The sequence below is a fragment of the Streptomyces sp. NBC_00576 genome, assembly GCF_036345175.1.
In the GTDB taxonomy this organism is placed as follows: domain Bacteria; phylum Actinomycetota; class Actinomycetes; order Streptomycetales; family Streptomycetaceae; genus Streptomyces.
Window position 1 is genome coordinate 6,344,782 of record NZ_CP107780.1, and the last position, 24,841, is coordinate 6,369,622.

Sequence of the window (24,841 nt, forward strand, 5' to 3'; positions counted from 1 at the left end):
GTCGCCGGAACCACTTTCAGTGGCGGCTGACAGGCACGGGGAGTCAGTTCCGGATGACGCCCTTGTTCCGCATGAGGAAGTCGGCCAGGTAGCCATCGTGCGGTACCGAGGGATCCATCCAGTGGGTGTGCTGGCTTCCCAGGTACAGGTTGCTGATGGTCGGCTCGCCGAGCAGGCGGTCGATGAGCTGGGTGTCGTGGGTCATCGCGTTGAGCACGAGCGTGTTCTTCAGCGGTTCCGTGCCGGCCTCGGGTGTCCACGGCGCGATCCACACGCACGGGAACGGCAGTTCCACACCTGCCTGCGGAGCGGCCGGATCGTCGAGTTGGAAGACGGCGGGCAGCAGCGCGGCGCTCCCGTCCCCGAGTTCGCCCACGACGCCGTCGCCGCCGAGCCAGGGCCGGGCGCCGGCCGCCTTCTTGAGCAGGTGCGTTTCGATCGCCTTGGCGACCGCGACCGGCTGTACGGGGAGTACGGCCTTGTCATCCTCGGGCGGCAAGGGGGTCGCGGCGGACAACCGCGCCGTGACCGCCTCGGCGAGCGGAGTCGGGTCGCCCTCCACGAAGATGGCTGTCGTGTTCACGCATCCGGTCCCGCCGTGGCCGCTCACGGATGAGACGATCACGTCCAGGTGGTCGCGCCAGTCCACGTCGGCCGTGATGAGGATCTTCGACCGACCCGGCCCCTGCGGCAACACCGTCGCGGCCTCGCCGTACTTGCGGGTCACCTCCTCGCCGCCGTACACCATCCCCAGGTCGGCGCCGCGCAGAATGGCGTCGGCACCGGCGTGGTCGGTGGGCAGGAGCACCACCTGATCGTCGGCGAATCCCGCGCTCCGCAGTGCCGCCACAAGCCGGTGCGGGGTGAAGGGATCGCGGCTCGACGGGCGGACCGCGACGCGGTAGCCCAGCGCCAGTGCCTCCGGCCAGATGCTGTGGGTGCCGGGATGGTTGCCCGCGGCGTGCACGGCGAACACGTCTCCGCGCCGTGTCCACACCGAACGCCCGGTCCGCGTCAGCGGATCGCGCCAATTGTCGACCGCCCCCCGTGGGCGCGCGTACTGGACGCTCGCATGAGCCTTCGCCACCCGCTCGGCGACCGTCGTGGTCGCCGCGACGACGGAGGAGATCGGGACTCCACCGACCCTGCTGACAGCGTATTGATACTCCTCGACGGTCAGGCCGTCGATCGTCGCGGTCGCGAAGAGCTTGGCCGCACGGATCATCGCGTCGGCCCGTTCGTCGGCCGGCATGATGCTGCTCCGGCGCAGCGCCGCCATGGTGCGGTTGACGTACAACGGCGGCACGAGGCTCAGTTCCGCGAGGGCAGTGCCTGCCACATCGGTGACCGTCTGCATGTTCCTGGAGCGGTAGGCACCCGTTGCACCGAGCGCGGGCAGGTCGATCATCAGTAAACCCCCTCGATGACGTCCTCTTCCTCGAAGACCGCGACCGTGGAGATGTCGGCGACCGAGTCCCCGACCAAGCCGTTCACCTGAGGAATCCGTGTGGCGAGGTCACGTTCCAGGTTGCTGGGCAGCAGGAAGGACTTGCTGACGTGGTTGACCAGCACCCGGCCCCGCTCTCCGTAGGGCACCGGCTCAAGGCTCTTCGGATCGACGACCGTGAAGGTCACGTAGGGGGAGAACGAGTCGAAGACACACGGATCGTCGACGGAGATCCCGGCGCGCTCGCCCGCGACCCCGATGATCATCGTGCTTCCGTACTCGCCGCACAGCGCGACCTCGGGGAACACCTCGGTCTTGAAGAGGTGCCGGGAGTCGGCGTCCATCTGAGTGCCTCCCCACCTGATGCACTTCACCCGCTCGTTCACCAGGGCGGCCAGCTTCTCGTCCCTGGCCAGCCGTTCCAGCAGCGGGGGCGTGATGGTGAGCAGGCCGATGTCCTGCGTCCGCAGGACCTCGGCGGCCTGGTCGATGAGGTGCTGGGCGTAGGCGTCGACCTGCCCGAACTGACCGTCGGCGATGAGCCGCTTCACCCAGCGCGGATCGAGGTCGATCGTGAAGCCGTGGCGGCCGTGCGTCACGGCGTGCTGCCGGAACAGGGTGCCCACGACGTGCGGTCCGGTCGGGATGATTCCCAGCCAGTTCCCTCCGCGCGGCACACCGTGGCGGTCCAGGTTCGCGTTGCTCCAACTCACCATGCGGTCAAGCCAGTCCCGCATCAGAACGACCCGCTTCGGAGCGCCGGTGGTGCCGCCGCTTTCGAAGAACCCGACCACGTCGGGCTGATTTCCGTATCCCCTGGGAATCAGGTCCTCGCCACGGACGTCACGAAGCTCCGCGGCCACGTTCGGGAAGAGCCGGAGGTCCCCGTGCGTCTTGACATCGGCTCGCGGATCGAAGCCGAGAGTAGCGGCTCGGTCCAGCCAGAACTTGCAGCCGGTCTCGGGATTGAAGTGCCACTCCATGGCGGCGCGGATGAACTCGTCCGGATCGGGCTGGACGTCGAACGGAAGATCCAGGATCTGGTCTGCGGTAAGAGGCATTGTCTCTTCCTCATGGAAAGGGTCGGGTGTGTCCGGGCACGACGACGATGCCGCCGAAGCCGTGAAAGGCGGTGAGCGCCAGGAGGGTTCGTCGAAGGAGCGGGGGACTACGGTTGCAGCCGGCTCGTACGCCACTCGAGCGAGTCGCGGTCATAGCGCAGCCTGCGGTGCAGCCGGTCCGAGCTCGCGGACCAGAATTCGACGACGTCGGGCTGCAGCCGGTAGCCGACGAAGAACTCCGGCCGGGGCTGGGGCGACCCGGTCAGTTCCAGGCTGCGTGCCCTGGCGCCCAGGGCCTCGACGTCCTCCAGTGGCTCACTCTGCCGGGTGACCGTCGACATGGCGTGCAACGGAATCGGCCGGGCGGACCACAGGGCGTCCGACTCCGCGTCGGGCAGTAGCACGACCGGACCGGAGAGAATGATCTGCTGACCGGTCTCTCTCCAGTACAGCAAACCCGACGCCCACCCCGTAGCGGCGAGTTCGCGTCCCTTCTGGCTGCAGCTGTGGCTGGTGAACACCAGACCGAGGTCGGTGACATCGGTGATGGCGACTATCCGGTTGGAGGCGCGGCCGCGGGAGTCCGCAGTGGCCAGCGCCAGCGCGGAGGGCTCGCGGACTCCGCTTTCCCGTGCCTCGGAAAGCCAGCTACGCACCAGCTGGAGAGGCTCCGACGGCGGCTGGTCGTACTCGGGGAAGGGGAGGTCGACCTTCCCGCTGAGGGACTCGTATCCACTTGCGTCCATGAAAGGCCCCCCTCTAGACATTGATTGTTCCCTCGGCAACCATGACGGCGTGCCCGCCGACGAGGACCGAGCTGATTGACTCGCCGACCCCTTCGGCGGTCGCCCTCATGACCGACGGGCGTCCCATTTCCACTCCCTGGGTAATTTTGATCTCTCGCCCGTACTCGGCGAACCCGTGTCTGGCCAGGTGAATCGCAAGAGGCCCGGCAGCGGAACCGGTCGCCGCGTCCTCGACCACCCCGTAGGCGGGGGAGAACATCCGCGTCCGCCAACCCCCGTCTGCCTCGGCGAAGCAGTTGGCGGCCATGTCGGGGAAGCGCGAGAGGGCGCGATGATCCGGGTGGAGAGCGGAAAGCGCCTCGACGTCGCTCAACCCCACGAACACGTGACGCGGCCCGTTGTGGTAGATCTCGACCGGGGCCGTCGATGACTCGACCCCGAGTGCGGCCAGGAGCTCCGTGGCGAGATCGTAGGGCTTCGAACTGGGAACCGGCTGCTCCATCTGGACCCACGCGGCGCCGTCGCGGGTGCCCAGCTCGAACGGGATCACACCCATCGCGGTCTCCAGCAGCAGCCTGTCGCGTCGCCAGGTCCGACTGAGCGCGAAGGCTGTACCGAGCATCGGGTGCCCGGCGAACGGCAGTTCGTTCACCGGGGTGAAGATCCTGATCCGTGCGTCGCCGCCTTGCTCGGCCGGCAGCACGAAGGTGACCTCGGAGAGGTTCATCTCCTTCGCGATGCGTTGCATCGTCTCACCGGTCAGATCCTCGCTGTCGAAGAAGACGGCGACCGGGTTGCCCAGCAGCGGCTCGCTGGCAAAAGCATCTACGACCATGTATCGGTGCATTATCGGCACTCCGCGGCTTGTGCCGGTACCGAGGGCCCGGCGGAGAAGGCGAGGCCGAGCGAGTCGATCCCCTCGGCCACCGCTGCGACGTCGAAGCCGGCGCGGTGGTCGGGTGCGTACCCGATCAGCTCGGCCGCCCGGTTGGGGGGCAGCTGCTGATCTGCCGGAACGTCAGAATCCCACCACATGACCGCGCCCCAACGGCCGCGTTCACGGTCGGCGATCCACAGCTTCAGGCGCAGTCCCTTGACTTCGCGCCACGGCTCGACGGAGCCGTCACGAAGATCCTTCTCCAGGGATTCGACGGTCTGGTGGGACCTGGCCAGGTCCCACCAGACGACATCCACTCTCATCGGCCGAGTACCCCCTGTATCGCCTCGCTGATGATGCGCGGGCCGTCGACGGTGAGTACCGACTCGGCGTGGAACTGAACCGAGGCGAAGCCCGGCCCGCGTAGCGCGTTCACCTCGCCGGTCTCCTCGTCTCGGCTCACCTCGACCACGCCGATCCCTTCGACGGTTCGCTTGCTCACCGCGCTGTGCGCGGCGAACGTGTTGTAGAAGCCCACTCGTTCGTGCACGCCGAACAGTTCGATCTCACGCTGTACACCCTGGTTGGGTACCTCGCGGCGGTGCAGGTCGAAGCCGAGCCTCATGCTGAGTGCCTGATGGCTCAGGCACACGGCCAGCATCGGCCGACGACTCGCCAGCGCGGTGTCGATCGACTGCCGCAGCTTGGCGATCTTGGGGTGGGAGGTCATCCGCGGATCTCCCGGACCGGGACCGAAGACCGTCAGGTCGTAGGCCGCCACGTCGTACGGCTCGTCGAAGCGGCGGACCTCCACAGACAACCCCAGTGACCGCAACTGCTGGTCGAGCATCGCGGTGAAGGTGTCCTCAGCGTCCACGACCAGTGCCCTCATGCCGTCCAGCAAGGCCCCGGCCGGCGGGCAGTCAGCCTTGTCCCGGAGCCAGAAGCACGCGATCCCCTCGTTGCGGCGCTCCAGGGCGGCGCGGACCTCCGGGTTGGCCGCGTAGCCGGATGAACGGTCGGACTTGAGCGCGTTCAGCAGGGTCGCCAGCTTGATGCGGGTCTCGGCGGCCTCAGCCATCGGGTCGGAGTGGCGCACCAGTGTGGCCCCCACGGAAATGTTCATCCGGCCGGCGGGATCGATGTCGGCCGTCCGGATCAAGATCGCCGAGTCAAGTGTCTGCTGTCCGGCCGCGTCCCGTCCGATCAGCGCGGCGACCCCGCTGTAGTAGCCGCGTCCTTTCGGCTCGTAGCGCGAGATGATCTTGGCGGCGCTCTCCAGCGGGCTTCCGGTGACGGTCGGGGCGAACATCGTCTCGTGCAGAACCTCACGCACATCGCGGTTGGTCCTGCCCTCGATCAGGTATTCGGTGTGCGCCAGCCGCGCCATTTCCTTCAGGTACGGCCCGTGGACGCGCCCGCCGTCATCGCACAGCCGGGCCATCATCTTCAGTTCCTCGTCGAGGACCATGTAGAGCTCGTCGGTCTCCTTGGTGTCGGCGAGGAACTCCATGACCCCCTGCAAGCTGGGGCCGCCGGACGGATACCGGTACGTGCCGCTGATCGGGTTCATGACGGCCGTGCCGCCGGCGAGCGAGATGTGGCGCTCCGGTGTCGCACCGACGAGAGTGTTGCGGCCGGTGTGGATGATGAAGGTCCAGTAGGCCTTCTCCTCGCGCTCCAACAGCCGCCGGAAGAACGACAGGGCGCTGGTCAGCGAGTAGTCGCCGATGTCCGCGACGAACGAGCGCTTCATCACGAAGTTGGCGCCCTCGCCGGTGCCGATCTCCTCGGTGACGATCTGACGCACCATCTGCGCATAGGCGTCGTCGTCCACGTCGAAGTGTCCGTCGGCCAATTCCGTCGGGACCTGCGGGAAGCCGGCGAGCGCTTCGGCGACCGGCACCGTGTCGCGAGCGGTGAGGCTCATCGCGAGCAGGGGCGTGGCGTCGTCCCGCGCGGCGAAGCCGCGATCGGCCAGCTGCCGGTAGGGGACGAGCACCAGCGTGTCGAGCGCGGGACCCGGCCCGGAGCCGTCGGCCAACGGGATGTCGTCCAGCGACTTGTACTCGGTCACCTGGCCGGTCAGGATGTCCAGCTTGCCGAGGGAGCCGCTTTCGGGACGGTGGATGATCGCGAAGGCGGGGAGTTCCAGCGCGAGAACCTGCTCAAGCAGGGCGCTCATGCGAGCACGTCCTCGGTTCGGACCACCATGGCGCAGCACCGTGCCGCGTATTCGAGGGTCATCTTGTGGCGGTCTTCGGAGAAGTCGCCGAGCGCGTCGGCGACCAGGAAAGGCTGGATGTCGTTGGAGAACGCCTCCAAAGCGGTCGACAGCACACCGATGTGCGCGTAGACGCCGCAAATGATCAACTGGTCACGCTGTAGCGCGCGCATGCGCTGCAGCAGCTCCGACCCGAAGAACGCGCTGTAGCGCCATTTCGTGCTCACCCAGTCGTCCGCGTCGGGTTCGAGTTCGGGAACGACCGCGCGTTCGGTCTCGTCAGTGCGCATGCCGGGGCCCCAGAAGTCCTTCAGGAGCCCACGCTGCCGGTCCGTCATCCCGCCGGGCTGGGCGGTGTAGGCCACCGGCACCCCCAGCGCTCCGCAGCGCTTCTTGAGGTCGGCGATGTTACTCACCAATTCGCTGCGCATGCCGTCCTCAAAGGGCTTGAGGAAATAGCTCTGCATGTCGTGGATGAGGAGCACCGCCCGATCCGGGTCGACGGTCCAGCGCACGGTGTTTCCCGGCAGCGCATCCCTCGGTGGCAGTCTGTAAGGCGCGATCGGCGGTATTCCCGTCATCACAAGGCTCCCTCTTTATGAATCTCAGTACTCGGACCACGCCGAGACCACCTTGATGGCCTGGGGGGTGTTGAGCCGCGGATCACACAGGCTGGTGACGGGGCCCGACCCCAGCTCGGCCGTGTCCAGCACGCACTCGGTCACGTCGTCGGGGGTCGCCTCGAGGTGAAGCCCCCCGGCCGGAACCCCCGCCAGGTCCAGGACCCGCCGGAAGCCGCGGACTTCCCGGGCGACGGTTTCCACGAGCCGGTACTTGGTGCCGTCAGCCGCGCAATCGGTGTTCCCGTGCATCGGGTCGCTGAGCCAGACCACCGGGTGCCCGGCCGACTGCACAGCCTCGACGAGCCGGGGCAGCCTCTCAGCGACGAGGTCGGCGCCCATGCGCACGATGAGTGAAAGCCGGCCCGGCTCCCGCTCCGGGTCCAACCGGTCGCACAGCTCGACGATCTCGCTGACGGTCATTGACGGACCGACCTTGCAGGCAACCGGGTTGACCACCTGGGCGAGCAGTGCGACGTGCGGGCCGTTGATCTGCCGGGTCCGCTCGCCGATCCACGGCCAGTGGGTGGAGCCGAGCCAGTGCCGACCGCCGTCGAGCTCTCGGAGCATCGATATCTCATAGTCCAGAAGCAGCGCTTCATGGCTGGACCAGACAACAGATCCGTCAAGCCGAGGTGCTGACCCGACCCACCCGAGCTGCATCATGATCTCCCGCGCCGCCATGTAGCCCGTGAGCATGCGCAGTGGATCGGGACGCCTGCTCTCGTGGGTAGGTTCGGGCCCGTTGATCATGTGCCCGAAGAAGGACGGCAGTTCGGCATCGCCGAGTTTTTCGACCCGGCTGGAGCGGGGCTTGGAGAACTGCCCTGCGATCCGCCCGACCCGCAGCGTCTGCTTGCCGGTGGCGGTCTCCAGGTTCTGGGCGAGCAGGTCGATGAGTCCGGTCTTGCCTTGAATGTGCCCAGCGGTGCACTCGGCTGGGTCCTCCGCACAATCCCCGGCCTGCAGCACCTGCATCTCGCCGGTGGCGACGCGGGCCAGGTGGGAGCGGAGGTTCTCCACCTGCGCCGCGGTCACCAGCGGTGTGACGGATGACAGCATCGCTCGTACGAGCTCGACCTGTGAGGGATTGTCCCATTCGGGCTGATGGCGCGCCTGGGCCCTATCGATGTCGGCAAGGATGTTTCCCATAACGACCTTCTCCATTGATTGATAAGAAGACGCCCGGCGAACGGCGTTCAGGTCGGTATGTCGGCCCGCTTGACCTGAGGGACGGCGATGCCCAGAGCCCTGAACTGCTGGCAGGGGTTCATGAACTCGCGCTGGCGCTTGATCTTCCCGTTCTCGAACAGGAAGGAGTGCAGGAAGTGATTGCGGTAGTAGCCGTCGGGATAGTCGGGGAAGCGGATCGTTCCCTCACCGTCGCATTCGACCCAAAACTGGTTGGGGTCCTGCGTGTCGAATATCTCGACGTTCGTCCAGGCCCAGTCGGGGAAGCACTTGAGCGACCATTGGCCGTGGTCACCCAGTCGATCTCTGCCCGTGATGACGATCGGCTGACCAGTTTCGGTCGTCCAGAGACCACCGGTGCCGTCTTCGGTGAACAGAAGGTGCCGACGCAGGCGATCCTGCCCGCGGGTATTCATGTACTTCTCCACGATCGCACGGTTGCTCGCTCGCAGTTCCGCGTCGCCGCGGGACCTCGACAGCGTATCGGTGGTTTCAGCGGTGCCGGTGATGTCGACCATTGGCTCTTCCTGTAGTGCCGAAGTAAAGCGGGATCACCGCGCGCACAAGGGCAGACCCAACCAGTCATGACGACGCCGAAAGGGCACAATCATGCATTGGTTCATGAGATTTCTGTTGACTCCCCCTCCCGCGCACGGCGGGTAGGCGGAATCTTGTTCATACCCTGGCTGGTTCGGGAAGCCGATCACCGCTGTCTGGCCGAAAAATTCCAGCCGGTATCACCGTCTGAAGGATCTGCTCCATGATCTGAGGGATCTACTCCATGCTCAGGGGTATTGCATGTGGCGATCTGTCCTGGTCTGTCAGCTGAGGCCGAAGGTTTCCAGGGGGTGGCGGTAGTCGCGGCCGGTGCGGCGGAGGGCGGCGGCGATGTTGGTGTCGCCGTCTTGGCGGAACGTGCTGATGGCGAGGTTGCGCAGGCTGGCCATGGATGCCGGGATGGTTCTTCTTGACGATGGCCGGGTAGTGCGCGCCGCGGCGGATGAGGTAGCGGCAGTGGGCGTGTTGGGTGTGCAGGGCATCGGTGGTCGGCATGGTGTTGGTGAGGTCGAGGTCGTCCAGCAGCGGGGCGAAGGCGGGAATCTCGTTGCTCTGGAGCTGATCTGACGCGGGGCCAGGACCACGCCGTGGTGTTCATCGCGGCCGGCAGTTGGATCGCGGGGGCCGTCGCGGTGCGCGAGCCGCGTACGGTCTTGCGCGACGTTTTTTACCCGCGGCCAGACCTCCTTCTTATACAACTCCACCGCCGCGTCGTCATGCTCGATCGCACGGCGAGCCGGCTGCTGCCACGAACAGCCGTGCCGCTTCAGGCAGTCGCCAGGTGCCCTCCACTGTGTAGGAGACGTGGAACAGCCGGCCGATCAGCGTCTTGACCCGGGCCAGTGTCCACCGCTGATCGGCCCACCCATGAAAGAGCGGACCGCGCTCCAACTCGCGCTCCGGCCTGGCGATCTGAGCATCTCCGAGCCGAGGGCGCCCGGGCGGACCTTCGACAGGGCCCCTGCCTCGCCGCGCTCGCGCCACTGCCGGCGCCACCGCTCCACTGACCGTTCGCTGACCCGCAACGCGGCGGCGATCTCCCGGTTCTTGTCCCCGCCCTCGAAGCGTTCCACGGACCGCAGCCGCTCCCGCTCCCGGACAGCCCTCCCGGCGTCGGTCAACCCGCCGCCCTGCACGTACCGCACACCCCAGGGCTACCGCAACGACCCCGCCGCAATCAGGCAAACAGCTCCGATATCACCCAACCAAGTTCAGGTAGTGCTCCGCGCTGATAACTTGTTTGACGCTTCGGGATCCGGGACGATGTGCTGTGGCGAATCGTCATGCTGCGGCGTTGGTGTTGCGTGAGGGTGACCGTGGCGAGTTGGAGCGGTTGCCCCGTTCCTCGATGAACCTCGTCGTAAGCTGATTCCTCCATCGCCGAACGACAAGCCATCCACCGCGGCACCTACACTTCGGGCAAAGACCTCAGCGCCAAGCTCCGCACCTACATCGACGGCTGGAATGACCGCGCCCACCCATTCGCCTGGACCAAGACGGCAGACGGCATCCTCAAGAAGGCCAACCGTAAGAAGATCTCAAGCGCGGAGCACTGGTCGACGACAACTCGAATAAGACCAGCAGGATCACGCGACACTAGAGAAGGCGGCAACCAATGAAAATTCGAGACCTCCACAACGAATTCGCCGCGGACCGCGCCGCCGCCGAGCGTGCCTACTATGGGAAATTCCTCACTCTCGAGGGAATCTCAATCCGAACGGGCGAAAGTCAATATGGTACGCCGGTGGTGGAGGTGTCAGATGTCCCCGGAGGCCCCCACCTCGCCATCTTCGTGCTGCCGTTTGACCACCGAATTAAGGAATCATTCCGGCTTGTGCGAAGTGTCCCCCTGGGCGTCACCGTCACCGTCAGGGGAGAATGTCGGGTCTTCAGCGAGGACGGAACAGTGCTGGTCATCAAGGAGTGCGAACTCCTCACCCCATGAGTCCCTGCGGGCTATTTCCCAGAGCGGCAAACGACCGGCACACGTGAGGTCAATCCAAGCTTGATCTTCAGCCTGCGCGGCATGCACTGTTTCGCCTGGTGCCACCGGAATCGACCTCGGAATCATCCGGCTCTCCAGCGTGGACCACGTCGGGGTGACTGAGGCGTGCGGCGGCGGCCGAGGACGGCGGCGACCGACCCCATGGTGGTACGTCGTACCCGGTCGCCGGTGGCCAGCAGCGTGCCCACGCTGAAGGCCAGGATCGAGAAACACGAACCCGGCCAACAGGGCGCGGGAGCCGACCAGGGCGACGACGTCGCTCCAGTTGCCCACCAGCATGCCGGTCAGCACGATCAGGAAGGTCACGCTGGAGACCTTCACTGGGGTGGGGTGCCAGGCCACGGCGGTGTTGGTGGCGTAGTGGCGCAGGATGAACCCGATGGCGAACGGCACCAGTTGCAGGATCGCTACGGTGCGCACGAGGGCCGCGACGTCGAGGGAGACCCCGCCGCAGCAGGACGATTCGCCACAGCCGCATCGTCCCGGATCCCGAAGCGTCAAACACGTATCAGCGTGGAGCACTACTGAACTTGATTGGGTGATGTCGGTCAGCTGTCCGTGATCAGGTCGGTTCCGGCGAGGCAGCCGTCGATGAGGTGCGGGCGGTACTGGATCTGCTTGAGCTTGAGCTTGAGCTTGCGCTTGACGGCTCGGGTCAGCTGGCCGAGGTCGGCGGCGGCGAGGTTGCCGATGTCGCGCTTGACCAGCGATCAGATGCCCTCCTGTGGGTTGGGATCCGGTGCGTAGGTGGGTAGTTGGAAGACCGTCAGTCAGTGCGAGTTCGCTTCGGAGAACGCCCGCAGCGGCGGAACGAGGTGGATGAGGGCGTTGTCCCAGACCAGCACGACAGGACCCCTGCCTCGCCGCGCTCGCACCACTGTCGGCGCCACCGCTCCACTGACCGTTCGCTGACCCGCAACGCGGCGGCGATCTCCCGGTTCTTGTCCCCGCCCTCGAAGCGTTCCACGGACCGCAGCCGCTCCCGCTCCCGGACAGCCCTCCCGGCGTCGGTCAACCCGCCGCCCTGCACGTACCGCACACCCCAGGGCTACCGCAACGACTTCGCCGCAATCAGGCAAACAGCTCCGACGAACAGCTCCGATAAACAGCTCCGACATCACCCAATCAAGTTCAGTAGCGGCGTGGGGTGCCGGGTTCCATGCGTTGCGGTGAGCGGGTCCGGCGGCAGGCCGAGCGCGGCCCGCACCTGCTGCGGGGCACCGGCGATCCACTCGCCGACGGCGGCCAACGAGCGCGCGCCGGCCAGCACCGCCGTGGCCGTCAGCAGCGTGACCGCGGGGTAGCGCCGACCGCACCGGCCGCGCGGATCAGGTACGCGGTCCAGGAAACGGCGCAGGTCAACGACCTCCCGGGGGCTGAGGACGACGACAGCACGGGCCAGTGGCTCCAGCGGTGCGGGGATAGGAGATGAGGTTCGGGCAGGCACGGTCTCGCTCGGTTCGCATGGGTCTCGACAACCACATGATCACCGGAGCCGTGCCTGTTCTGCTCTCCAGGGCCCCATCCACCAGCCACTCATGACGGCACGTCACGAACAAGCCCGGCAAAAAACAGGTCAGTTCGCGATCAGGCAATGCCCCCTGACTCCATGGCAGGCGCGACTGCACCTGAGCCCCGATCCACCGATCGGGGCTCAGGGCGACGGCCAGTCGGCCGTCCGGGAGTCGGCCCGCCTACCGGCCGGCCTGCACTCCTATCCCCTGTACGAGGGACGCCCGCGTGTACGAGGGACGCCCGCGACTACTACTGGCAGCCCGGAACTCCGGCCCGGTACCGGTGCCCGGACACGTGCCGCCGGCCTGGTCGCCGGCGCGCGCTGGAGCCTCGCATCCGACGTGAATTTCAGCCACGCGAGCCGCGCTCGATGGAACGAACAAGTCAATACTGCGCCACGTGCGGTGGCCAAACCTATGGAGCACATACATTCGCGATGCGCACCGAACATCTCGATGATGTCCGAATCGAAGGATTCGGGAAACTATCGCCCGAGTATCGGCCGCGATCACCCATGTATTGCATGACGTAACCCACACGAGATACTTGCCCAACCAGAAGGAATTCCAGTGAAGCGTATCGGTGAACATGCGGTGGTGCTGGGCGCGAGTATCTCGGGTCTGCTTGCCGCTCGGGTGCTCTCCGAGGCATTCGACCGGGTAACGGTGATAGAGCGTGACCAGCTGCCGGACGGGCAGAGGACTCAGCGGCGAGGTGTGCCGCAGGGCCGCCACGCTCATGGCCTGCTTTCCAAGGGTGCGAAGATCTTCGAGGAGCTGTTCCCCGGGATACTCGACGACTTCGTTGCCGGTGGCGCGCCCGTAATCGACGGACCTGCCGAGTTGCGGATGCGCTTGGGCGGGCACTTGTTGTGCATGGACGGCGAGTACGCCGATCTGTCCCGCACCTACCAGCCGAGCCGGCCGCATTTGGAGAGTCGGCTCCGCGCCCGGATCGGGGCTCTTGCGCAAATCAAGGTAATCGACCAGTGCCAGGTCACCGGTCTCGAGACCACCTCGGACAATGGCACTGTCACCGGTGTGCTTGTCAGGTACCAGGGCAGCGGCTCTGAGGATGTGATTCCCGCCGATCTGGTGGTGGACGCAACCGGTCGGTCTGGACGGACCACCAAGTGGCTGGTCGAGATGGGATATGAGCCGCCGCTCGAGGAGCGTATCGACGTCGACATCATGTACACCAGCCGGTATCTGCGGCCGGCCCCTGGTTCGATGGGCCGTGAGAAGGTCGTGATCATCGGGCACGCACCGGGGAGCCCCATGGGCGCGGAATTCCTCGAGGAAGAGGACGGCCGCTGGGTCCTGACGCTGATCGGTTACCGCGATCACCATCCGCCGACCGACCCGGCCGGGTGGATGGAGTTCGCCAGGCCGCTGGTTCCCGAACACGTCTTCGCGGCGATCCGCGACGCTGAGCCGCTCAGCGAGATTTCTGCGCACCGGTTCCCGGCGAGCGTGCGCCGTCGCTATGACAAGCTGACCCGATTCCCGCGCAGGCTGCTGGTGGTGGGCGATGCGATATCCAGCTTCAACCCCATCTACGCCCAGGGGATGACGGTGGCCTCGCTCCAGGCAATGGCGCTGCGTGACTCGCTGAGCGGTGACCTGGATCAGGTCGCGCAACGATTCTTCCGCAAGGCCGCCAAACCCATCGGCGTCGCCTGGCGGATGGCGACCGGCAGTGACCTGGCCCTACCTCAGATCGAAGGCCCGAGACCACTTCCCGTGCGGCTCATCAACTCCTACATGGACAAGGTGCTCGCCGCAGCCGAAACGGACATGGTCGTGGCCGAGAAATTCCTGAAAGTCCAGTACTTGCTTGAACCGCCGACAATATTGTGCACCCCGGGCACCATGTGGCGCGTTTTGACGGGAAATCGCCGGCGGCGCCTCCCGGCACACACCAGTTAATGGAGGTAACCAAATGCCCCTCTCCATCGCCGACAAAGTCCTTCGGCTCTCCCTGACCACGTTCTCGTTCATAGATGCGTCACAGTTCTTTCCGGCGCTCTCAACATACAAGGTTGACAGGGTCTTCGATCTCACCGAGTTCGAGGAGGCCATGACGCACTTCTTTCGGGGGAATCCGCTCTTCTCCAAGTGCCACCTGGTGGAGCTGACCTTCGACACTCCTGAGGATTTCCCCCTCTCGTCCTTCCAAGGGCTCCTTGCGGAAAAGTACGAAAGCTACTACGACAGTTTTCTGGTCGCTTCCGTCACCTATCGCTCCGACCCGCACCGGCAAGGCATCTTTACGTGCGTGCCGTTTCCGCTGCAAGACGGATACAAAACCTTCCGTTTTCACCAGGCGCTGATGAGGACCCTGAAGACTCGGCAGGACGGCTTCCAGATCACCCAAGGCCTCGCAGAGTTGGGGATCCGGGCTGATGAGCTGGCAGACTTCTTGCCGCCCGTTGAGACTTCACCCTCCGGTGCGAACAAGGAACTCCCCGTCACGTTTGCCGAAAGCTGTGACTCGCCGGTCAAGATCGGCTCATTTTTGGAAAGAATGAGGGCGGATTTCCTTGACCGCGACAGCGCAAACATGTTCGTCCTCAAGAACAGTCTTTACTCGCCGAAGCTGCCCCTTGGCAACTCGCTTCACTTTCTGACGGTGCCGCGAAGCGTAATCGCGCAAAGCACGGGAATCCAGATCCGTGACTACTATCGCGCCGAGGAGCAACGGCAGATTGACCTACTGTCTCGCGTCGAGCGGCGAGAAGACTTCATTGAAGCCGGCCAGGCCAGAATCGGGAAGATGATTGCCACGCCCGACGTCTTTGCCGTCAACAACTACGGCAATGTATCGGCGCACGACGGCTCGGAAACCCTTGCGGATCAAGGCACGCTCATGAAGTACGAGTGGCATATGCCGATCATCGTGCTGGGACTTACCGTGGGCGAGAGGTCTGGACTCTCGTGGACAATCACCATTCGCGACAAGGCGTTCAACTTTGCGACGGTCGCTCGAACTTCCCCGCAGGATGACATCGCCAAGGCCGCTATCGGAAACAATCCGGCAGCGTCCGTGGCATGAACCGCCGGTGTGCCGCTGGTATCTGCATGCTGCTTCAGGAGGTTTGGGCGCGGCTGTGAAGGAGCCTTTTCAGGGGGGCCACCGATCGGGTGACGGTCGGGCGGTCGCAGGCGGGGGGAGAGCGGACAGGGCTCCCGAGCAGTTGAGTGAGGTATCTGACGTCTCAACTCTGTTGCCGGGGAGCCCTGGTGGTTACCTGTCCCGCCGCACTGGACCTGCCGTACGCGCTCGTCGAGTGGGTCACCACGCTGATCGTCATCCGAGAGGGAGACCGCAGATGCAAGCTCCGGCCCTCGCAACGGGCCCTGGTCGCATTGGGCTACCTGCGTAAGCACGACACGCTCGCCCAGATCGCGGCCGGTCTCCGGATCAGCGTCGGCACAGCCCACGCCTACGTCCATCAGGTCACCGACCTGCTCGCCCGCGTAGCGCCCGGCCTGACCCGGGCGCTACGCGACGCGGACGCCGAGTACGTCCTGATCGACGGCACCCTCGCCGAGTGCGACCAGGTCGGCGACGGCCGCGCGGACCACTCCGGCAAGCACCGCCGCCACGGCGCGAACCACCAGGTCATCACCGACCCGACGGGCAAGCTCGTGTGGATCTCAGGGGCCCTGCCCGACCGCACCCACGACCTGACCGCCGCCCGCACCCACCGCATCGTGAAGACCTGCGGCCGACTCCGCATCCCGGCCCTGGCCGACATGGCGTACACCGGCGCCGGCGGCACGGCCGCCGTTCCCACCAGACGCCCGGCCCGCAAAGAACTCAGCGTCGGGCAACGGTCGTTGAACCGGGCCCACGCCCGGCTCCGCTACCCGGTCGAGCATGGCATCGCCACGGTCAAACGCTGGCGAATCTTCCAGCACGCCCGATGCAGCCCGAACTGGCTGACGTCAGCAGCCCGCTCGCCGTACCTCACGGCGAGCTTCCTTGGCTGAACTCCCGTCGAGTTCAGCTAACGAAGCGGCGGTGACGTGCAGGAACGAGGGGTCTGAGGCTCGGCCTCAAGGTTCACGAATAATCAAGGCCCGCTCGTCTTCTACCAGCCGGGTGGCCAGGGACTCGCGCCCCTGGCCACCCGACCGCATCCCTGCCTCCGCCGCAAATATGGAAACTTACCCAATGGACGCGCCGGCGATCCGCAACGATGCCGCGAACAGACCCGAGAGGCCTTCCGATGAGTAACCCCGCCCTGCAGACGTTAACCCTCGCCGACGACCTGAGCATCACTCGGATGGGATACGGCGCGATGCAGCTGACCGGTCCCGGTGTCTTCGGACCGCCCAAGGATCGCACTCAGGCGATCGCCGTGCTGCGCGCAGCGGTCGAGCTCGGCATCACCCACATCGACACCAGCGACTTCTACGGGCCGACTGTCGTCAATGAACTGATCAAGGAGGCCCTGCACCCCTACCCGGCCGGTCTGCACATCGTCACCAAGGTCGGCGTCCGCCGCAGCGCCGCCGGCGGCTGGATCACCTCCCTGGACCCCGCCGACCTCAAGGACCAGGTCTACGAGAATCTCCGGCACCTCGGCCTGGAGACCCTGGACGTGGTCAACCTGCGCGCGGCCGCATTCGACGGTGACGGGTCCTCCATCGCCGAGCCGTTCGGCGCCTTGGCCGACCTGCGTGAGCAGGGCCTGATCCGTCACCTCGGCCTCAGCGGGATCACCCACGCCCAGCTCACCCAGGCCCAGGCCATCGCCCCCGTGGTCACCGTGCAGAACCAGTACAACCTGGTCGACCGCGCCGACGACGACCTCGTCGATCGCTGCGCCGAGGAGGACATCGCCTACGCCGCGTTCTTCCCCCTTGGCGGCGGATTCCACCCGCTGCGGTCACGGACCCTGCGCGATGTCGCCCGCCGCCTTGGCGCCTCCGAGCAGCAGGTGGCGCTCGCCTGGCTGCTGCAGCGCTCGCCGTCGACGGTGCTGATCCCCGGAACCTCCTGCGTCGCCCACCTGCGGGAGAACATCGCCGCGGCTGACCTGCAACTGCCCGACGAGGCGATCGCAGAGCTCAACAGCATCGGGCAGTGACCCTGTGGGCCCTTATTCCGGCGCAGGGCATTAGCAGGGAGCTGACGATTAATAACTTCGGTGTTCTGTACGGTGGTTGGGTCGTAGGATCCCGGGGGCCGTTCACGAGTGGGCCTGACCTGCAGCAACGCTGCCCTGGTCCCGGGCGGAGCCGCGCAGCTGCTCCAGACCGACCGGGCTGAAGTCGGTGGCCTGCACGGTGAAGCCCTCGCGTGCGAAATACAGGGCGTCGCGCCCGTGCCCGGCGCCCAGCTCAGGGGGCACCGGGCTGCCAGTCGTTGAAGTCGCTTACCACGCTGACCGGGCCGGGTGGGCTGTCGGCGGGCAGGACGAATGTGACCTCCGTGCGGTCCTTGCGCAGCGTGCGCTCCAGCATGAGACGGGCTCCTGACAGCAGGCGGGAGGGGGATCGCGCCCATCTCGGCACTGAAGGGATGGCCCGCCTTCCGATGCCGTCGCATCGGGGACGGCGTCACCCGTGTGCCCCGCCTCGTCGTCGACATGATGCAGACCGTCAATGTGCCTGTCAGCGTGATCTGAGAGGAATCCGTACCCACGCATCAGAAGGAGTCGCCGTCATGGGCGGTACGCAGGACAAGCGCCAGAAGTCGGGCAAGGGCCGCGAGGCACAGGAGCACCAGCGCCCCGGAGACCCCGCGCACCCCCAGCCGGGCAAGTCGTCCCGCGAGCAGGGGCAGAAGCAGGGGCAGAAGGAGACCTCGCGCCGCCGCGAGGACGACCTGCTGCGCGAAGAGGACCTGCACGACGAGAACCTCTGACCAGAGCACCCACTCGCCCACAAACCCAGAGCCCAGCCGGTCCGCAGTCACCCCGGCCGGGCTCTTTCGCGTCCCGCCCGACGCCGGCTTTGAGGTCCGCAGCCGCACACGCTGTCGACGTCACGGTTCGCGGCACTCCGCCCACCTGGCAAGACGGCAGGTGCGCCATACCTCCTACGGGCGGCCCGCCGCCATGGGGTGCTTGCCCACCAGCAGTTGGCTTCCCTGCCGAACTCCGGACTTCGCCAGCGGATTGCGGTCACCCACGGGATGTCCGCCGGTGCAGCAACGCGGCGGTAGGGGACGCCGTCGGCGCGCTCTCCACTTTGACGACACCACGGATTCGCCCGGACGTGCGGCCGGTCCCTGACATCACGTCACTCATATAGATCAGTTTTTCTGATTTTCTGCCTATTGCTGTGAAATGTGCGTGATTACTCCCGTGTGACGGCGTATCACTACCTCGGGCAGGGAGTCGCCTCTGTCCCCCCTCAGGGGGAGCCTGCGCACCGGCGCAGGTAGAGGGGCTTGCAGCCCTGAGTAGTCATCGTCGCGGGTGCTCGGGAGCCCCTTTCGGGAGGACTGAGACCCGAAGCAACAAGAAAGGTCCTGCTATGGCATTGGATGTCATCCGGTCGGGTCCACCCGACAGAAGACCTAAACGCAATCTGTTCGGACGGGGAGCCCTCGTCCTGCTCCCCGCGGCGCTCCTGGCGGCGGCAACCCTGGGGGTCCCAAACCTCGCTCAAGCCCTGGAAGCCCCCGTGGGACTGGGGACCGCCACCAACTACGCGGTCCTGGCCGGTTCGACGATCACCAACACGAACCCCACCGTCATCAACGGAGACCTGGGGCTCCATCCTGGCACCGCGGTGCCCGGCTTTCCGCCCGGCATCGTCAACGGAACGAAGCACATCACCGACGCCGCCGCCGCTCAGGCGAAGTCCGACCTCGTCGTCGCCTACAACGACGCGGCAAGCCGGGGACCCGGCACCGCCACTCCGGCCGACATCGGCGGACTAACGCTGGCGCCCGGCGTCTACACGGCCTCGTCGACGCTGAACATCACCGGAACGGTCACTCTCGACGGCCAGAACAACCCCGACGCCGTCTTCATCTTCCAGATCCCCTCGACCCTGATCACGGCTCCGGCGAGCGTCGTGGCCTTCATCAACGGAGCAAATGCCTGCAACGTGTTCTGGCAGGTGGGCAGCTCCGCCACCATCGACACGACCTCCCAGTTCAAGGGCAACATCCTGGCCTTGACATCCATCGCACTGAATAACGGCGCCGTTATCGAAGGCCGTGCCCTGGCGCGCAATGGCGCGGTCACGATGGACAAGAACACCATCACGAGGGCGGCCTGCGCCGTTGGCCCGCCTGGACCTGCCGGCCCGACTGGCTCTCCCGGCCCGACGGGCTCTCCTGGCCCGACTGGCTCCCCTGGCCCGACCGGCAGCCCCGGCGCCCCCGGTGCTCCTGGCCCCATTGGACCTGCCGGGCCCGTAGGTTCCCCCGGCCCCAACGGCTCTGCCGGACCCGCCGGGCCCGTAGGTTCCCCCGGACCCGCAGGTTCTCCCGGCCCCAACGGTTCTCCCGGCCCCAACGGTTCCCCCGGCCCCAACGGTTCCCCCGGACCCGCAGGTTCCCCCGGCCCCAACGGCTCTGCCGGACCCGCCGGACCCGCCGGACCCGCAGGTCGCCCCGGCCCCAACGGCTCTGCCGGACCCGCCGGACCCGCAGGTTCCCCCGGACCCATCGGCTCTGCCGGACCCGCCGGACCCGCAGGTCGCCCCGGCCCCAACGGTTCTCCCGGCCCCAACGGTTCCCCCGGCCCCAACGGTTCCCCCGGACCCGCAGGTTCCCCCGGCCCCAACGGCTCTGCCGGACCCGCCGGACCCGCAGGTCGCCCCGGACCCGCCGGACCCGCAGGTCGCCCCGGACCCACCGGCTCCGCAGGACCCGCTGGACCCGCTGGACCTGCAGGACCCGCCGGACCCGCCGGACCCGCAGGACCCGCAGGACCCAAGGGGCCTCGCGGCGACAAGGGCGAAAAGGGTGACTCGGGCGATCACGGCCACGGTCACGGTCACGGTCACGACGAGGGTGAGCACGGTCGTGACGACGACCACGGCAAGCCCGGCCACGGTCACGACGAGGGTGAGCACGGTCGTGACGACGACCACGGCAAGCCCGGCCACGGTCACGACGAGGGTGAGCACGGTCGCGACGAGGGCGAGCAGGGTCGCAACGACGACTACGGCAAGCCCGGCCACGGTGACGACGGCCACGACCAGGGCAGCAAGCCCTCGTGGGCCGACTTCCTGCCAGGCGGCCTCGAGGATGCTCTGGGCCACAGCGGTTCCGGCCACACGGACAAGAGCGTCGACTTGGACCCCGTGAGCGCCGCCTCCGGCCAGCAGCCGAAGGAGGTGTCGCCAGACCTCGCCGCGGCCGACTCAAGCAGCGAGACCGGCATCATGGCCGCCATTGCAGCCGCGCTGGCATTCATCGGAGGCTCGGCCTTCTTCGTCATGAAGCGGACCCGGCGGGGTACAGCAACCCGACAGGACTAGCCCATCGCAGGCAGGGGCTGAAGCTCGATCAACCACATAGGCCGTCCGGTCCGCCGTTCGGCCACTGAGCCCCTGGACACATCGTCCGGGGGCTCAGTGGCGCTCGCGAGTGGCCGCAGACGCACTCGCCGGCGGGCCTGATCCTCACTGGCGTACACGGCTGCCGGGGCCTCCTCGTCCTCGCCGTGGCCAGATATGGCCGACGGGCGGCGTCGCGCGCAAGATCCAACGCTCAAGCCGTGTCCCGCCGAGCCGTGTCCCGCCGAGCGGTTGCCCGCCGGAGTCCGGCAGGGCGGTGTGGACGTCTTTCCTCGGCGTGCCCAGCTTCGTCAGCACCCGGGCCGCATGTTTCTCAACGGTGCGCGAGGACAGAAACAGGGTCTGGGCGATGTCCTGGTTGGTGGCGCCGCCGGCCAGCAGCTCGGCACCTCCAGTTCCCGGGGAGACAGCTCGCTCCCGTAGCTACGCCGGCCACGGCGCCCCACCGCCACCACGCCGAGTTCACGCAGGCGGTGCCGGCAACGCGCGGCGTCACCGACCGCACCGAGGCCGGTGTAGCCGCGCACGGCCTCGGTCAGGTGTACGGCCGCGTCCTCCGGCTTCGCGCACGTCAGGGCGTCCCCCCGGCATGCCGCGGCCTTGGCCACCTCGTATGGCTGGCCGATCTCCTGCCACCTCCGCTGCGACTCGGCGAAGTGCTCGGCGGCTTTCGCCGGCTCGGTGGCGCGGAGCAGCCCCCGGGCCAGTTCCAGCTCGGCCAGGGAAGCCGGCGCATCCCGGTCGCCAACACCGGACTCGGTCTCCGTCACGAGTTGTTCGGCCGCCAAGCGGTGCCCGCAGGCCGACGCGGACTCGACCGCGACGGGAAGCAGGCCAATGGCCCGCGTCCAGGAAACGAGCCCACGCAACGTGGACAACGCCGGTTCGGTGATCGCCCGGGCCGCCTTCGGGTCGTGCTGGGCGAGCCGGACAGCCGTGAGGGCGGCGGCGATCCCCATGCTGACGTCCGTCAGGCACATGGAGCCTCCGTGCTCCGCGGCGACGATGAAGTGGTCGAGGGCCCGGGAGTGCAGGCGTCCCTCATCGGGCCGCCGGTACCGCTTCGCCGTCCGCGACGCGCAGCGGTGCGCCCGCCTTGCGGCGCGTCATGACCACGTGCTGCACGGCGAGCGTGACGCCCATGCCGAGCCAGAGCGCGTCGGCGTTGAAGGATTCGTGGAACGCGACGGCTCCGATGCCACCGAAGACCAGCCGCGCAGCCACGGTCAGGAGCCACAGGACGAGGATCCGACGGTCACCCTTGCGGAAGACGCGTCCTTCGGCGTCCCGCCACATGGGGAAGGCCGCTCCCCGCCGGAGGCCGAAGACGACCGAGGCGAGCAGGGAGAGGACGAGCAGGGCGATGCTCGCCGGCTTCATCTCCGCGGGCCCCGGCGGAACGCAGCCGCGGACGATGAGCACGGTTACCCAGAAGAACATGCGGTTCGTGACCTGCTGGGCGGTGAACTGGCGTATGACGATGATCGTCGTGATGCCGACGATGAGCAGGGTGTTGAAGTAGGTGGTGAAGTCGCTGCCGTCGTCCTTTGCGGCGAGCTCGCCCGCCAGCGCCAGACCGGTGTGCAGGGTGTGGGGGTCGGTCACGGTCGTTCCTCCTCGGGGTCCCGCCGGGCGGCAGGATCTCCCGCACGAATTCCATCAGTTGGTGCCGGACCCGCTCGGCGGTGACGACCTGGTCCCTCCGTACCGCAGAGTGCGTGCAACAGGGTGTGCGCCGGTCCTGGACCGCTTGCAGGATGCCGGTCCAAGACCTCGGGTAACCCCTCGGGCAAGCCCTCGGATACACAGGCGTGTGGTCGCGGCGGGGGCTTTGGGGGGATATAAACTCATTTGGGTGTCCAACCCTGCCGTCAGGCCCGATTCTCTGGAGTCCTCCCGATGACGTCGATGAGCCGCCTGCCATGACGCCCCACCCGACGTGGGGGCGGATCACGGCGCTGGACGCCTACGACATCCGGTTTCCCACGTCTCGTCGGCTCGAGGGGTCGGACGCGATGAATCCCGATCCGGATTATTCGGCGTCATACGTGATCATCCGCACCGATGCCGGGGACGGGCTGGAGGGGCATGGGTTCTGCTTCACCATCGGCCGGGGCAACGATGTCGAGGTGGCGGCGATCAACGCGTTGCGCCCGCATGTGGTGGGGCTGCGGCTGGGAGAGGTCCTGTCCGACCTCGGGGGTTTCTCTCGCTCGCTCGTCGGTGACAGTCAGCTGCGATGGCTGGGGCCGGAGAAGGGCGTGGTGCACATGGCCATCGGGGCAGTGGTGAACGCCGTGTGGGATCTGTACGCGAAGCGGGAGGGAAAGCCGCTGTGGAAGCTGCTGGCCGACCTTGCGCCCGAGCAGGTGGTCGCGTTGGTCGACTTCCGTTATGTGGAGGACGCGCTGACCCCCGATGAGGCGCTGGGGATTCTGCGGCGGGCGCGGGACGGGATGGAGGACCGGGAGGCCCGTCTGCTCGCTGAGGGGTATCCGGCGTACGCCACGTCTCCTGGCTGGCTCGGTTACTCGGACAGCAAGGTCGCCGGATTGGCCCGGGAGGCCGTGGACAGTGGGTTCAGGCAGATCAAACTCAAGGTCGGCGCCGATCTGGAGGACGATGTACGGCGGTGCCGTACCGCGCGGGAGGTGATCGGCCCCGGGGTGCGGATGGCGCTGGACGCCAACCAGCGCTGGGGGGTCGACGAGGCCGTCGGGTGGATCAGGCGGCTGGCGGAGTTCGACCCGTACTGGATCGAGGAGCCGACCAGCCCGGACGACATCCTCGGTCTCGCGGAGATCCGCCGGGAAGTGGCGCCGGTGCGGGTGGCGACGGGCGAACATGTGCACAACCGGGTGATGTTCAAGCAACTGCTCCAGGCGGACGCGATCGACTTTCTGCAGTTGGACGCCTGCCGGGTCGGGGGAGTCAACGAGAACCTGGCGATCCTCCTGCTCGCCGCCAAGTACGGGATCCCGGTGTGCCCGCACGCGGGCGGGGTGGGCCTGTGCGAGCTCGTGCAGCATCTGGCGATGTTCGACTGTCTCGCGGTCTCCGGCACCCTCCAGGACCGGGTCATCGAGTACGTGGATCATCTGCACGAGCATTTCCTGGACCCGGTTGTGATCGTCCGGGGGCGGTACGCGGCCCCGACCGCCCCCGGCTTCAGCTCGGCGATGCGGCCCCAGTCGCTCGCCACGTACGCGTTCCCCGGCGGCGCCGCCTGGCAGCCCCCGTACGACGTGCCCCCGGCCGAAGGCCCCCCGGTATGAACCCCGGGGAGGAATTCCAGGGGCTGGCCGCGGTCGTCACCGGCGGGGCGTCCGGGATCGGCCTGGCCACCGCCGAGACCCTGGCCGCGAGGGGGTGCCGCGTGGCGGTGCTCGACCGGATGCCTGGGCCCGTGCCCGCACGGCTGCACCCCGTACAGGCCGATGTCGGGGACGCCGCGTCGGTGGCCGACGCCGTGAGCCGGGTGGCGGACCTGTTCGGAGGTCTGGATGTGCTGGTCAACAACGCCGGCATCGGCGCGCTGGGCACCGTGGAGGACAACGCCGACGACGAATGGCACCACGTGCTGGACATCAATGTGCTCGGCATCGTCCGCACCAGCCGGGCGGCACTGCCGTATCTGCGCCGGTCTCCCAGCGCGGCCATCGTCAACACCTGTTCTGTCGCGGCGCTGGCCGGGCTGCCGCAGCGGGCGCTCTACGCGGCCAGCAAGGGCGCGGTGCTCGCGCTGACCCTGGCGATGGCCGCCGACCACATCGGCGAGGGCATCCGGGTCAACTGCGTCAACCCGGGCACCGTGGACACCCCCTGGGTACGTCGGCTGCTCGGACATGCCGACGACCCGGAGGCCGAACGCGCTGCTCTCATCGCCCGCCAGCCCAGCGGCCGTCTGGTCACCGCCCAGCAGGTCGCGGACGCCATCGCGTATCTCGCCGGGCCGCTGGCCGGGGCCACCACCGGGACGGCACTCGCCGTGGACGGAGGGATACAGGGCATCCGCAGACGTCCGGACTCCTTCCACTGACATTGCTGACATTGCTGACATTGCTGACCTGGCTGAGATGACCAGCTACCGACCAGCTACCGACCG

The 24,841-nt window shown here is 67.2% G+C and carries 27 protein-coding genes and 3 pseudogenes; 11 read left to right on the forward strand and 19 right to left on the reverse strand.

Annotated elements, in window-relative coordinates; all coding sequences use genetic code 11:
- Positions 1-43 precede the first annotated feature (43 nt).
- The 10 genes from OG734_RS27400 to OG734_RS27445 all read right to left on the reverse strand — a co-directional run bounded on the left by OG734_RS27400 (position 44) and on the right by OG734_RS27445 (position 9,113).
- Entirely contained in the window at positions 44-1,408 is a 1,365-nt protein-coding gene (locus tag OG734_RS27400) for an aldehyde dehydrogenase family protein (protein ID WP_330290144.1), read from the reverse strand.
- Entirely contained in the window at positions 1,408-2,508 is a 1,101-nt protein-coding gene (locus OG734_RS27405) for a phenazine antibiotic biosynthesis protein (RefSeq protein ID WP_330290145.1), read from the reverse strand. Before OG734_RS27405 ends, OG734_RS27400 begins: the two co-directional genes overlap by 1 nt.
- 107 nt (positions 2,509-2,615) lie before the next feature.
- Entirely contained in the window at positions 2,616-3,254 is a 639-nt protein-coding gene (phzG, locus tag OG734_RS27410) for a phenazine biosynthesis FMN-dependent oxidase PhzG (protein ID WP_330290146.1), read from the reverse strand.
- A gap of 13 nt (positions 3,255-3,267) precedes the next feature.
- A complete protein-coding gene (locus OG734_RS27415) occupies positions 3,268-4,089 on the reverse strand; it encodes a PhzF family phenazine biosynthesis protein (RefSeq protein ID WP_330290147.1) in 822 nt (273 codons plus the stop codon).
- An 11-nt stretch (positions 4,090-4,100) separates the two neighbouring features.
- Positions 4,101-4,454: a hypothetical protein gene (locus tag OG734_RS27420; RefSeq protein ID WP_330290148.1), complete on the reverse strand. Its 354-nt coding sequence runs from the start codon at positions 4,452-4,454 to the stop codon at positions 4,101-4,103.
- On the reverse strand, positions 4,451-6,316 hold the full coding sequence (locus OG734_RS27425) for an anthranilate synthase family protein (RefSeq protein WP_330290149.1): 1,866 nt from the start codon (positions 6,314-6,316) through the stop codon (positions 4,451-4,453). The genes OG734_RS27420 and OG734_RS27425 overlap by 4 nt, the downstream gene beginning before the upstream one ends.
- Positions 6,313-6,936 (reverse strand): isochorismatase family protein, encoded by a 624-nt coding sequence (locus OG734_RS27430; protein WP_330290150.1) that lies wholly within the window; start codon positions 6,934-6,936, stop codon positions 6,313-6,315. The genes OG734_RS27425 and OG734_RS27430 overlap by 4 nt, the downstream gene beginning before the upstream one ends.
- 24 nt (positions 6,937-6,960) lie before the next feature.
- Positions 6,961-8,127, reverse strand: coding sequence for a 3-deoxy-7-phosphoheptulonate synthase (locus tag OG734_RS27435; protein WP_330290151.1), 1,167 nt, complete (start codon positions 8,125-8,127; stop codon positions 6,961-6,963).
- Positions 8,128-8,174: 47 nt separating this feature from the next.
- On the reverse strand, positions 8,175-8,684 hold the full coding sequence (locus OG734_RS27440; protein WP_330290152.1) for a PhzA/PhzB family protein: 510 nt from the start codon (positions 8,682-8,684) through the stop codon (positions 8,175-8,177).
- Between the two features lie 303 nt (positions 8,685-8,987).
- Positions 8,988-9,113, reverse strand: a complete 126-nt coding sequence (locus OG734_RS27445) for a hypothetical protein (RefSeq protein WP_330290140.1) — start codon at positions 9,111-9,113, stop codon at positions 8,988-8,990.
- A 10-nt stretch (positions 9,114-9,123) separates the two neighbouring features.
- Here OG734_RS27445 and OG734_RS27450 point away from each other — a divergent pair, with 10 nt between their 5' ends.
- Positions 9,124-9,291, forward strand: a complete 168-nt coding sequence (locus OG734_RS27450; RefSeq protein ID WP_330290153.1) for a hypothetical protein — start codon at positions 9,124-9,126, stop codon at positions 9,289-9,291.
- 128 nt (positions 9,292-9,419) lie between these two features.
- On the opposite strand, the pseudogene OG734_RS27455 reads toward OG734_RS27450, so the two are convergent.
- Positions 9,420-9,869, reverse strand: a pseudogene (locus OG734_RS27455) (winged helix-turn-helix domain-containing protein); the annotation flags it as partial.
- Between the two features lie 470 nt (positions 9,870-10,339).
- On the opposite strand from OG734_RS27455, the gene OG734_RS48060 reads away from it, so the two are divergent.
- Positions 10,340-10,669 carry an OB-fold protein gene (locus OG734_RS48060; RefSeq protein ID WP_443064917.1) on the forward strand — a complete coding sequence of 110 codons (330 nt, stop codon included), beginning with the start codon at positions 10,340-10,342 and terminating at the stop codon, positions 10,667-10,669.
- Positions 10,670-10,897: 228 nt separating this feature from the next.
- Positions 10,898-11,257, forward strand: a complete 360-nt coding sequence (locus OG734_RS48065) for a hypothetical protein (protein ID WP_443064918.1) — start codon at positions 10,898-10,900, stop codon at positions 11,255-11,257.
- 20 nt (positions 11,258-11,277) lie between these two features.
- Here the strand turns inward: OG734_RS48065 and OG734_RS48070 are convergent.
- From OG734_RS48070 to OG734_RS27470, 3 genes and pseudogenes are all read right to left on the reverse strand, one after another.
- Positions 11,278-11,583 (reverse strand): annotated as a pseudogene (locus tag OG734_RS48070) (transposase); the annotation flags it as partial.
- A gap of 56 nt (positions 11,584-11,639) precedes the next feature.
- A pseudogene (locus OG734_RS48075) lies at positions 11,640-11,768 on the reverse strand (IS630 family transposase); the annotation flags it as partial.
- A gap of 78 nt (positions 11,769-11,846) precedes the next feature.
- Entirely contained in the window at positions 11,847-12,176 is a 330-nt protein-coding gene (locus OG734_RS27470; protein ID WP_330290157.1) for a transposase family protein, read from the reverse strand.
- Positions 12,177-12,813: 637 nt separating this feature from the next.
- Here OG734_RS27470 and OG734_RS27475 point away from each other — a divergent pair.
- From OG734_RS27475 to OG734_RS27490, 4 genes are all read left to right on the forward strand, one after another.
- On the forward strand, positions 12,814-14,172 hold the full coding sequence (locus tag OG734_RS27475; RefSeq protein WP_330290158.1) for an FAD-dependent oxidoreductase: 1,359 nt from the start codon (positions 12,814-12,816) through the stop codon (positions 14,170-14,172).
- 13 nt (positions 14,173-14,185) lie between these two features.
- Positions 14,186-15,298 carry a hypothetical protein gene (locus OG734_RS27480; protein WP_330290159.1) on the forward strand — a complete coding sequence of 371 codons (1,113 nt, stop codon included), beginning with the start codon at positions 14,186-14,188 and terminating at the stop codon, positions 15,296-15,298.
- A 188-nt stretch (positions 15,299-15,486) separates the two neighbouring features.
- A complete protein-coding gene (locus tag OG734_RS27485; protein ID WP_330290160.1) occupies positions 15,487-16,239 on the forward strand; it encodes a transposase family protein in 753 nt (250 codons plus the stop codon).
- 239 nt (positions 16,240-16,478) lie between these two features.
- On the forward strand, positions 16,479-17,342 hold the full coding sequence (locus OG734_RS27490) for an oxidoreductase (protein ID WP_330290161.1): 864 nt from the start codon (positions 16,479-16,481) through the stop codon (positions 17,340-17,342).
- A gap of 102 nt (positions 17,343-17,444) precedes the next feature.
- Here the strand turns inward: OG734_RS27490 and OG734_RS27495 are convergent, their stop codons facing one another.
- Together OG734_RS27495 and OG734_RS27500 are read right to left on the reverse strand one after the other, a co-directional pair.
- Complete coding sequence (locus tag OG734_RS27495; RefSeq protein WP_330290162.1) at positions 17,445-17,606, reverse strand: class I SAM-dependent methyltransferase; 162 nt, start codon at positions 17,604-17,606, stop codon at positions 17,445-17,447.
- Positions 17,596-17,718: a hypothetical protein gene (locus OG734_RS27500; RefSeq protein ID WP_330294046.1), complete on the reverse strand. Its 123-nt coding sequence runs from the start codon at positions 17,716-17,718 to the stop codon at positions 17,596-17,598. Before OG734_RS27500 ends, OG734_RS27495 begins: the two co-directional genes overlap by 11 nt.
- Before the next feature lie 202 nt (positions 17,719-17,920).
- Between OG734_RS27500 and OG734_RS27505 the strand changes: the two genes are divergently transcribed.
- Together OG734_RS27505 and OG734_RS27510 are read left to right on the forward strand one after the other, a co-directional pair.
- Positions 17,921-18,121, forward strand: coding sequence for a hypothetical protein (locus tag OG734_RS27505; protein ID WP_330290163.1), 201 nt, complete (start codon positions 17,921-17,923; stop codon positions 18,119-18,121).
- 764 nt (positions 18,122-18,885) lie between these two features.
- Positions 18,886-20,697, forward strand: a complete 1,812-nt coding sequence (locus tag OG734_RS27510) for an ice-binding family protein (RefSeq protein WP_330290164.1) — start codon at positions 18,886-18,888, stop codon at positions 20,695-20,697.
- 144 nt (positions 20,698-20,841) lie between these two features.
- On the opposite strand, the gene OG734_RS27515 is transcribed toward OG734_RS27510, so the two are convergent.
- From OG734_RS27515 to OG734_RS27525, 3 genes are all read right to left on the reverse strand, one after another.
- On the reverse strand, positions 20,842-21,117 hold the full coding sequence (locus OG734_RS27515; protein WP_330293801.1) for a helix-turn-helix domain-containing protein: 276 nt from the start codon (positions 21,115-21,117) through the stop codon (positions 20,842-20,844).
- Entirely contained in the window at positions 21,027-21,716 is a 690-nt protein-coding gene (locus tag OG734_RS27520; RefSeq protein ID WP_330290165.1) for a hypothetical protein, read from the reverse strand. Before OG734_RS27520 ends, OG734_RS27515 begins: the two co-directional genes overlap by 91 nt.
- A 61-nt stretch (positions 21,717-21,777) precedes the next feature.
- The gene (locus OG734_RS27525) at positions 21,778-22,341 is read right to left on the reverse strand and encodes a hypothetical protein (RefSeq protein ID WP_330290166.1); all 564 of its coding nucleotides are present in this window, start codon (positions 22,339-22,341) and stop codon (positions 21,778-21,780) included.
- A gap of 317 nt (positions 22,342-22,658) precedes the next feature.
- Here OG734_RS27525 and OG734_RS27530 point away from each other — a divergent pair, with 317 nt between their 5' ends.
- Entirely contained in the window at positions 22,659-24,011 is a 1,353-nt protein-coding gene (locus OG734_RS27530) for an L-fuconate dehydratase (RefSeq protein WP_330290167.1), read from the forward strand.
- Positions 24,008-24,775 (forward strand): SDR family NAD(P)-dependent oxidoreductase, encoded by a 768-nt coding sequence (locus tag OG734_RS27535; protein ID WP_330290168.1) that lies wholly within the window; start codon positions 24,008-24,010, stop codon positions 24,773-24,775. The genes OG734_RS27530 and OG734_RS27535 overlap by 4 nt, the downstream gene beginning before the upstream one ends.
- The last annotated feature ends 66 nt before the right edge of the window (positions 24,776-24,841 follow it).

Coding starts and splice junctions, on each gene's coding strand:
- OG734_RS27425 (WP_330290149.1), bottom strand. CDS start 6,316: ATGAGCGCCCTGCTTGAGCAGGTTCTCGCGCTGGAACTCCCCGCCTTC.
- OG734_RS27535 (WP_330290168.1), top strand. CDS start 24,008: ATGAACCCCGGGGAGGAATTCCAGGGGCTGGCCGCGGTCGTCACCGGC.
- OG734_RS27430 (WP_330290150.1), bottom strand. CDS start 6,936: ATGACGGGAATACCGCCGATCGCGCCTTACAGACTGCCACCGAGGGAT.
- OG734_RS27505 (WP_330290163.1), top strand. CDS start 17,921: ATGGGCGGTACGCAGGACAAGCGCCAGAAGTCGGGCAAGGGCCGCGAG.
- OG734_RS27520 (WP_330290165.1), bottom strand. CDS start 21,716: ATGTGCCTGACGGACGTCAGCATGGGGATCGCCGCCGCCCTCACGGCT.
- OG734_RS27420 (WP_330290148.1), bottom strand. CDS start 4,454: ATGAGAGTGGATGTCGTCTGGTGGGACCTGGCCAGGTCCCACCAGACC.
- OG734_RS27440 (WP_330290152.1), bottom strand. CDS start 8,684: ATGGTCGACATCACCGGCACCGCTGAAACCACCGATACGCTGTCGAGG.
- OG734_RS27415 (WP_330290147.1), bottom strand. CDS start 4,089: ATGGTCGTAGATGCTTTTGCCAGCGAGCCGCTGCTGGGCAACCCGGTC.
- OG734_RS27400 (WP_330290144.1), bottom strand. CDS start 1,408: ATGATCGACCTGCCCGCGCTCGGTGCAACGGGTGCCTACCGCTCCAGG.
- OG734_RS27480 (WP_330290159.1), top strand. CDS start 14,186: ATGCCCCTCTCCATCGCCGACAAAGTCCTTCGGCTCTCCCTGACCACG.
- OG734_RS27500 (WP_330294046.1), bottom strand. CDS start 17,718: ATGCTGGAGCGCACGCTGCGCAAGGACCGCACGGAGGTCACATTCGTC.
- OG734_RS27530 (WP_330290167.1), top strand. CDS start 22,659: ATGACGCCCCACCCGACGTGGGGGCGGATCACGGCGCTGGACGCCTAC.
- OG734_RS27435 (WP_330290151.1), bottom strand. CDS start 8,127: ATGGGAAACATCCTTGCCGACATCGATAGGGCCCAGGCGCGCCATCAG.
- OG734_RS48060 (WP_443064917.1), top strand. CDS start 10,340: ATGAAAATTCGAGACCTCCACAACGAATTCGCCGCGGACCGCGCCGCC.
- OG734_RS27450 (WP_330290153.1), top strand. CDS start 9,124: ATGGTTCTTCTTGACGATGGCCGGGTAGTGCGCGCCGCGGCGGATGAG.
- OG734_RS27490 (WP_330290161.1), top strand. CDS start 16,479: ATGAGTAACCCCGCCCTGCAGACGTTAACCCTCGCCGACGACCTGAGC.
- phzG (WP_330290146.1), bottom strand. CDS start 3,254: ATGGACGCAAGTGGATACGAGTCCCTCAGCGGGAAGGTCGACCTCCCC.
- OG734_RS27405 (WP_330290145.1), bottom strand. CDS start 2,508: ATGCCTCTTACCGCAGACCAGATCCTGGATCTTCCGTTCGACGTCCAG.
- OG734_RS27445 (WP_330290140.1), bottom strand. CDS start 9,113: ATGGCCAGCCTGCGCAACCTCGCCATCAGCACGTTCCGCCAAGACGGC.